We start from the raw sequence: 7,626 nt of genomic DNA, 5'->3' as shown, positions 1-7,626 counted from the left end.
TACGGGCACACCGAGCCTAGGCGAGGTGCCGAGTGGTGGGGCAAGAGCGTTTGGGTTACTTTTGCGCTTTTTTCAAAAGTGACCCGCTGTAAAAGCGGAACCAATATCAGCCGTTACCCAAATAACGGATATGTACTCGGTCTGATCCAGCATCCTGGTCGGCCCCGAGGCCGCCATCGGGAGCAAGCCCCCTCCCACAGGTCCGGCGTAACGCCAAAGTTGTGTAAATACCCATGCCCCCAGTAAAAGCTCGCACATTCCTCCCCACCCACTAAGCTCAATCTCGAACAAAAACAGCGAGCAGCCCGCCATGCCCCATCTCACCGAAACGTTCCGCAGCCGCTACCGCGCCAACGTGAGTCGCCATTACAACCCCTGGCTACACGCCGCGTTCGTCCTCGGCTACGGCATCACCTGTATCACCCTGGCCTGGTCCTCCACCGCACAGATCACCGCCCTGCAGTGGCTGACGGTGCCCTTGACGCTGGTGTTCTTCAACCTGTGCATCTACCTCGTGCACCGTCATCTCGGCCATCACAAACACTCATTCGCCCGGCTGTTCTACGCGCGCCACACCGGCGATCACCACAGTTTCTTCACGCCCGGCCACATGACCTACGACAGCCCGCGTGACTGGCGCGTCATCCTGTTCCCCGCCTGGCTGATCGTACTGCACAGCCTGGCCATCACCCTTCCCGGCTGGTGGCTGCTCAAGCAACTGAACCCCAACGTGGCGGGGTTGTTTGCCGGGTGCATGATCCTCGGCTACCTGCTCTACGAGGTGTTCCACGCCTGCGAACACTTGCCCGCTGAACACCCGGTGGCGCGCCTGCCGTGGATTCGCCAAATGCATCGCCTGCACGCCCTGCATCACCGTCGCGAGCTGATGCAGGGGCGCAATTTCAATATCGTGTTGCCGTTGATGGATTACCTGTTTGGCACGCTGCATTGGGAGCCGGCCACAAAAAAAGGGAGCAGCCCAGATGGACTGCCCCCTGCTTCACATTCCTAGATCAATCAGCGCACGATGGTCTGGCTGCAAATGTGGCCCAGGCTGACGTATTGGGTGATATTGCCGCCTACGCCCACACCCGGAAACTCCTTGAGCTCGATGCGCCAGCCACCTTCGTTGAACCAGGTTTCCCAGTTGTAGGTCTGGCCCGACGCGCTGTCCGGGTACCGCACTTTATAGTCGCCGGAGCAAGTGCCCAAGGCGACATTGCCCGAAGCTGCACCCGTGATGCCGGTCTTGGCCTCATAGTTGACCCAGTTGTAAGTTGCACCAAAGTGCTTGTCGACCCGCAGCACTGGGGTGACCCCGCGCAATGGCTCACCGGTGCTGTCCGACCATTGGGTGCTCCAGCTCAGATTGCGGGCTGCCTGGGTGGCCAGCTGGAAGATCGAGCTGGGAATGCGCACTACGTTATCGCCGTTCACGTTGTGCTGGTTCAAGCGAGGCGCCGAACCCAGGGTCAACTTGTACTGCGCCTGAGGGTTCAACGCCACCGCCGGGTTCGCCCGCACACGTACCTTGACCGTGTAGCCCGGCGTCAGGTTCGGATAGGTGGAGGTGGAATCCGGCTGAATCACTACCCAGTTATTACCGTCGAAACGCTCGAAGATCCACTGGTTGCGCGTACCCGCACCATCATCACCCAGGAACATGCCGACACCCTGGCCACGCAGCGACGTGAAGGAGAAGTAATCCACATCATTGACGCTGTCGAGGTTACCGGTCACCTGATTCAGCGCATCCGGCAGGGCAAATGCGGTTTGCTCGGTATCGTTGGGCTCGTAGGCATCAATGTTGCTGTCTACCGCCACGCCGAAGCTGAACTGCGAGTTGCTCGCGGCATTGGCCACCATGAACCAGTAGTAGTCACCGGCCGGCAATACACCGTTGAGGTACTCATCGGCATTGCCGGCGTTATCAGACGTGCCCAACGGGGTCAGATTACCCTGCCCGTCATCGTGGAACAGGGTCAGCGACATGTCCGTGCCGACACTCTGGTTCAACAACTGCACCTGAATTCGCGCATTCTTCGGCAGGTTGAAGTGGTAGGCGATCTGCGCGCCGGTCTCCACCCCGGTCAGCGTGTAAAGGGTGTTGATATCCAGAGTTGGAAACAGCGGAGTGAAGGCAGCAACCGCCGCTTCCTTGAGTTTCGCCTGATCGGGCTTTACCAACTCGCCTACCTTGGCATCAACCACCGCATTACTGGCAATTGCCTTGCCGGCTGACACCTTGGGCTTGCCGGCCTTGGCTGCATCGAGCTTTTGCTTGAGTGCGTCCGAGACAATGGCCTTCTCCACTGTGCCACCTTGTTTCAACGCTTTGTCCACGGCCTGCTTGACCGTCTGCGCACTGAGCTTGGGAGGGGTTTGCTCGGCCAGGACAAAGGCCGAAACAAAGCAGGAGGCCATCATGGCCGCGCCTAGCATAAGGGCTTTTTTCGATTTCATTTTTTATCCATCCATAGTTAAAAAATTGAAGCTCAGGTGACCGGTGACATCCGGTCACCTAGGATGGACTGTAGGACAATACTGTACGCATGAACAGTATTTTTTAAAAAATGTGAACCATGGTATTCAGGTCGTGGAAGCGAGCACCTCTAAAGCCAGGTGCACCAATAGCCCCAACTGATAGCCCAAATCATCGCAAGGCGATAAGGCCATACAGCCCAACGCCTGAGCGCTGACGGAATGGCGGCTGACTCTGCCTCAGTCATAAAGCCTTCTTTCACGGAGCTTTCTGGCGCGCGAAGGATATCAATCATCAGACACATACGATGAAATCTGATAAACCGCTGGTTTCGTCCCCAGCGTTGCCGATGTTTACGGACCTGCGGGTTTTCACTGAAGTAACCTTCCAACTCATCGAGTTTTGTTCGTTCGAAAAAAAGTATCAGTCCCAAAACCACAAACGTCCCGATAATCATCACAGCGGTATAGGCGAGAAAAAAATCCATGCTCAAGCCCCCCCTGGCTGGAATATCAAATCACCGTTGTTCTCTACAATTTTTCCACCCAGGAACGCCCCACCATCCCCGCCCTTCTTACCTCCTAGATACCCTGCCATCGCCCCCCCAATTATTGCGCAGGTCAGAGCACCGGTTCCTCTCGTCGCGACACCTAGAAAAATGTTGCATGCACGGCGTGTTAACTCAGCACCAAGCCCCCCTGCGCCAGCAGCCCCTACCACCCCACCCACCAACCTCCCCGTCTCCACATATTTCGCTCTTTTGCATTGCACCTCCCTTCCCACCACACACGCCTCCCTGATTTCCAAACCCGCCACGCCTACATCCATCGCCAGCCCTACATAAGTCCCATTCCCCAGCCATTTCGAAGCCTGCGCAACTGCCCCGATCCGCTGTGCATACCCTGCTATTTCGCCTTTATGCAGGTAGCTCTTGGTTGAAACGCCAAGCACCTTTTTCAATGACTGATTCCCCCTCAGCCCTGTCCCAAACCGCGCTGCACCTTGCAGTTGCCTATCCAGGTTCCCGAACAGCATCTGCCGTTGTCGAACAAACTCAACCCGGTCCAAGCCACCCCCTTTCAACCGCTGATGTAACTGTTCAATCGACTCGAGCGTAAGCACCACCTCATCCAGATGTCGCCCCCACGCAGATGTCGCACTCCCCACGCCTATCGAGCCATACCCCAACAGGCTCTGCAGCAGGTCATAGTCATTGATCACTGCTGGCCCAGCCGACGCATCCAGTGCCAGTCCCCGGCGAATTTCTTCGGCATAGCGCATCAACCAGGCTTCTTCGGCACTGCAAGTTACGCTGTAATTATCAGGAATAATCACCAACTGTCCTGGCGTCACCAGCTTATGGCGCAGGTGCCGATTCAACACATCGAAATGATCAGAGCGCTGCCGATTCAACGCCCCACCCATTAGCCTGGACTTCAAACTGAGGTAGTCCGTGGTGCGGTCGTTGAGGTATGCCTGCGCCATGCCTTACATCTCGAATGCCATGAAGATGGCATCGAAATATAAGCAAGCGCCTACAGCCCGGACACAAGCAGGCGGGGGTCAAACAATACGTTTGGGAAGTTGCCTACACAGCAAAAGATAAGCGCCTACGGAAGACGCCCTAATACCCCGTCATCTCCAAATACCCCACCCCACCCTCGAACTTCACCGGCCCTTCCCAGTAGGGAATCCCCAGGTTCATCCACGCTTGCGGATTGACCGCCTCGGTGGTGATGTCCAGGTGTTTGCCGGGGATCTTCAGCGACCAGCGCGTGGGAATGCTGCGCCCGTCAATCTCGGTTCTGGTCAGCGGCGCCAGTTGAATATCTGCGTTGTGCAGGGTCTCGGTGCGGCCCTGGGCGTCGATCCAGGTTCCGATGAGGTACCCACCGCCGTCTTTGTCTCGCACGCGAAACAGCATCAGTTGCGCGCCCCGGTCCAGGTGCAGGGAGAACCAGTCCCAGCCGGTCTGGCTGGCGGCCAGGGGTTGGCTGCTCCATTCGCGGTCGAGCCAGGCCGGGCCGCTGACTTCGTACGTCTGGCCGTCGATACTGATGCTGCCGGTGGCAGTGAAAAACGGCTGGCTGTAGTAGTACGACGCCTGGCCCTGGTCGGATTTGCGGCTGTAGCCGTTGTCGCCTTGCAGCACCAACGGGCGGCTGGAGGTCAGTTGCAGGTCGTAGGCGAATTGCCCGCCACTGGCCTTGAGTTGCATATCGGCCAGAGCGCTAGTGGCGCCTGGGCGGGTGGCGAAGTTCCAATCGTCGATCCAGGCGTTGAACGGCAACGCTTGCGCTCCGGCCTGGCCGACACCACCACGGGCGAAGCGTTCGGCGGCGTAGTGGTGGGTGGCGCTGGTGACGGCGGCGTGGCCGAGCCAGATGGTGGAGTCGCGCCAGCCTTGCTGCATCGGCCCGGCATTCACGGCGTTGCGAAACAAGGTCCATTGCACGCCGAACACATTGCCCTGGGCATCCTTGAGGTTGGCGGTGACGTACCACCATTCGATGCGAAAGCCTGGGTGCGGGCCGTGATCTTCGGGGAAGCTGAAGACTTTGCCGGGGACCACTTGGGCAAATTCCGCCGCATCGCTGCCCAGCCCGGCGAAGCTTTCCTCGGGTGCAGGCGGCTTGTCACAGGCACTCAACAGCAGCAGCAACACCCCCCACGCCAACGCTTTAATCTTCATTTGCAAAGGTCCTCAACAAATCCGCCGGGCGGCTGCGGTAGAGCTGCCATAGCGGCCAGGCCGAGGCCAGCAATGTCGCAAGCAACGCCAGCCCCATCAACTGCGCAAGCTGCCCGGGGAATACCTGCAACGGCAGGCGCCAGCCGAACGCCTGGACGTTGATCACCGCATCCAGGCACCACGCCAGCAACAGCCCCAACGGCAACGCAAGGACCAGCGTCAGTACCGCCAGCAGCCAGGTCTGGCCAAGGTTGAGCAGCATCAGTTGGCGGCGTGTCACCCCCAGCGCCCACAACGGCGCAAGTTGCCCGAGGCGACTCTGGCTCTGGGTCAGCAGGCTGATGAACAATGCCACGCCCGCCACGCCCAGGGTCAGACTGTTCAACGCAGCAGTGGCGGCGAAGGTGCGTTCGAAGACCTGGCTGGACCACCCCTTGAGTTGTTGTTGATCGACGATACGGCTGTCTTCCAGGGCAAACTCGCGCTGCACTTCACCCACCAGCGGCTGCACATCCTGGGGCGCCACGCGCAGGTTGAATCGCACCGGTGACAGCGTCGGCCAATGAGCCAACAGGTGCTTGGCGTTGACCAGCATATGGCCCTTGGGGTTGCCATAGTCGGCGTAGATTCCGACGATTTCCGGTGCCCATGTGCCCTGCGGGGTGGGGACTTGAACCCTGTCGCCCAGGCGCACGTTCAAGCGCCGCGCCAACTGCTCGCTGAGCATCACGCTATCGTCTTGCAGCAAGCGGTCCCAGGGTGTGCTCGTCGCCTCCAGCAACGGCCAGTGCTGACGATAGGTGGGGTTGTCGACCACACCAAACAGCTCCGCCGGCCAGCCTTGCAACTGCACCGCGACCTGCCAGCTGGGCAGCACCGCCTGCACCAACGGCTGCTGTGCCAACCATGTGTGCAGTTGCTGCGCCTGAGCCGGATTTTGCGGGTTGAGGTAAAGCTCGGCGGTCAGGCGTTGTTCCAGCCAGTGGTTGAAGGTCTGGCGAAAACCCGAGGTCATGGAGCTTGCGCCAATATTGGCCGCCAGGGCCAGCAACAGCGCCATGAGTGCCAAGCTCAAGGCTGGCAGTTGCTGGCGACAGTCGGCGAGGAACCACTGGCCCAGTACCGAACGACTGCGCCCCAGCACGCCGTTCAACAGCGCATTGAGCAACACCGGCAAACCCAGTGCAGCGCCCAGCAGCAAGGCCGCCATCAGCACGAATCCGGCGGCCAGGCTGTTGCCCAACTCCAGGGCCAGCAGTGCAATGAGCAGCGCCGCAACCGCCACCCAACCCTGGCGCCGCAACCAGCGCCCGTGGGCCTCATGCCAGGCTTGTGCATTGGCCAGCGCCAGCAACGGCAAACGCGCCGCACGCCACAGGCTGCTGGCCCCTGCGAGCAAGGCGCCGAGCAGGCTCAAGCCCAGCCCTGCAAGCCACCACCCCGGGCTCAAGCTCAGTTGACCTGCCACTTCGGCCCCGTACAGGCCGCGCAAGCTGGCGGCGACGTCCGGCAGCAACAGGCTGGCCAGCAGGTAACCGCTGGCGACCCCGAGTACACCGCCCAGCAATGCCAGAAATCCCAGTTCGACCCCCAGGCTCAGGATCAGCATTCGCGCACTGACCCCGCAGGCACGCAAAGTGCGCAACAGACCCCGCCGTTGTTCCAGGGCCAGGCCGATGGCTGCGTGCACGATAAACAACCCGACCACGAAGGACAAAAAGCCCAAGGCGTCGAGGTTCAGATGAAAGCTTTCGGTGAGACGTGAGAGGTTGTTGTCCTCGCCCTGCTTGAGTTGCAACCCGGCGGGCGCTTGGGGATGGCGGGCGGCGAAGGCGTTGTCCAGCAGCAAGCGCGACAGCCGCCCCTGCATGTTCAGCACGGGTTGGGCAAAACCGATATCGGTAAGCAGCATACCGGGGGCCATGTCCGGCTGAACCTGCAACGGCGGCAAGCGCTGCCCGCTGGCCGTCAGCGGTTGTTCGCCTGCGTGCAAACCGAGCGCCTCCAAGGTTTGCGCGGCAACCCAGGTACGCCCCGGCGCCTGGAAAAACGCCAGCATCTGTGCCTGGCTCAAGCGCTGCCCGGCCACGCTGCCGCTGCCAGGTAACGATACCGGCTCAATGCCCATCAATTGCAGCCGCTGCTCCTCATGCCCCTTGAGTACCACCCGCCCCTGCACCACCGGTGACACCGGCCACCCGGCGCGGCGCAATTGCGCAAACAACGCTTGGGGGAAGGCGGCCCCGTCCGGTGCGCTCAAGCTGGCCTGCGGTTCGCCGCCGATCAATTGGCTGGCGCGCGCATAGCCGTCCCGTGCCTGGCTGTTGAGCGCCTGCACGCCCGTCAATAATGCGGTAGCCAGCCACAGGCCGGTCAGTACGCTGAAAAACTGCACCGGATGGCGTCGCCAGTGGCTCAACAACGCACGCAACGCCCAGCAGAACACCGCCAT

Annotated in this window: 6 protein-coding genes; 1 reads left to right on the top strand and 5 read right to left on the bottom strand. The window is 60.5% G+C overall.

Going from position 1 to position 7,626, the window contains the following annotated elements:
- Positions 1–310 precede the first annotated feature (310 nt).
- Complete coding sequence (locus E4O97_RS16080) at positions 311–1,012, top strand: sterol desaturase family protein (protein WP_223018448.1); 702 nt, start codon at positions 311–313, stop codon at positions 1,010–1,012.
- A gap of 5 nt (positions 1,013–1,017) precedes the next feature.
- Here E4O97_RS16080 and E4O97_RS16075 read toward each other — a convergent pair whose 3' ends face one another.
- The 5 genes from E4O97_RS16075 to E4O97_RS16055 form a co-directional block, all read right to left on the bottom strand.
- On the bottom strand, positions 1,018–2,463 hold the full coding sequence (locus tag E4O97_RS16075; protein WP_248161712.1) for a hypothetical protein: 1,446 nt from the start codon (positions 2,461–2,463) through the stop codon (positions 1,018–1,020).
- A gap of 149 nt (positions 2,464–2,612) precedes the next feature.
- The gene (locus E4O97_RS16070) at positions 2,613–2,969 is read right to left on the bottom strand and encodes a hypothetical protein (protein ID WP_078821772.1); all 357 of its coding nucleotides are present in this window, start codon (positions 2,967–2,969) and stop codon (positions 2,613–2,615) included.
- A 2-nt stretch (positions 2,970–2,971) separates the two neighbouring features.
- Entirely contained in the window at positions 2,972–3,967 is a 996-nt protein-coding gene (locus E4O97_RS16065; RefSeq protein ID WP_216091774.1) for a hypothetical protein, read from the bottom strand.
- A gap of 139 nt (positions 3,968–4,106) precedes the next feature.
- On the bottom strand, positions 4,107–5,174 hold the full coding sequence (locus E4O97_RS16060) for a lipocalin-like domain-containing protein (protein ID WP_248161711.1): 1,068 nt from the start codon (positions 5,172–5,174) through the stop codon (positions 4,107–4,109).
- Positions 5,164–7,626 carry an FtsX-like permease family protein gene (locus E4O97_RS16055; protein WP_248161723.1) on the bottom strand — a complete coding sequence of 821 codons (2,463 nt, stop codon included), beginning with the start codon at positions 7,624–7,626 and terminating at the stop codon, positions 5,164–5,166. The genes E4O97_RS16060 and E4O97_RS16055 overlap by 11 nt, the downstream gene beginning before the upstream one ends.

This window comes from Pseudomonas sp. W15Feb34 (genome assembly GCF_023127765.1).
Taxonomy (GTDB): Bacteria; Pseudomonadota; Gammaproteobacteria; order Pseudomonadales; family Pseudomonadaceae; genus Aquipseudomonas; species Aquipseudomonas synxantha_A.
This window is presented reverse-complemented; position numbering and strand designations above follow the sequence as displayed.

Excerpts from the sequence above, each read along its gene's own strand:
- E4O97_RS16080 (WP_223018448.1), top strand. The coding sequence starts at position 311 with ATGCCCCATCTCACCGAAACGTTCCGCAGCCGCTACCGCGCCAACGTG.
- E4O97_RS16075 (WP_248161712.1), bottom strand. The coding sequence starts at position 2,463 with ATGAAATCGAAAAAAGCCCTTATGCTAGGCGCGGCCATGATGGCCTCC.
- E4O97_RS16070 (WP_078821772.1), bottom strand. The coding sequence starts at position 2,969 with ATGGATTTTTTTCTCGCCTATACCGCTGTGATGATTATCGGGACGTTT.
- E4O97_RS16065 (WP_216091774.1), bottom strand. The coding sequence starts at position 3,967 with ATGGCGCAGGCATACCTCAACGACCGCACCACGGACTACCTCAGTTTG.
- E4O97_RS16060 (WP_248161711.1), bottom strand. The coding sequence starts at position 5,174 with ATGAAGATTAAAGCGTTGGCGTGGGGGGTGTTGCTGCTGCTGTTGAGT.
- E4O97_RS16055 (WP_248161723.1), bottom strand. The coding sequence starts at position 7,626 with ATGGCGGTGTTCTGCTGGGCGTTGCGTGCGTTGTTGAGCCACTGGCGA.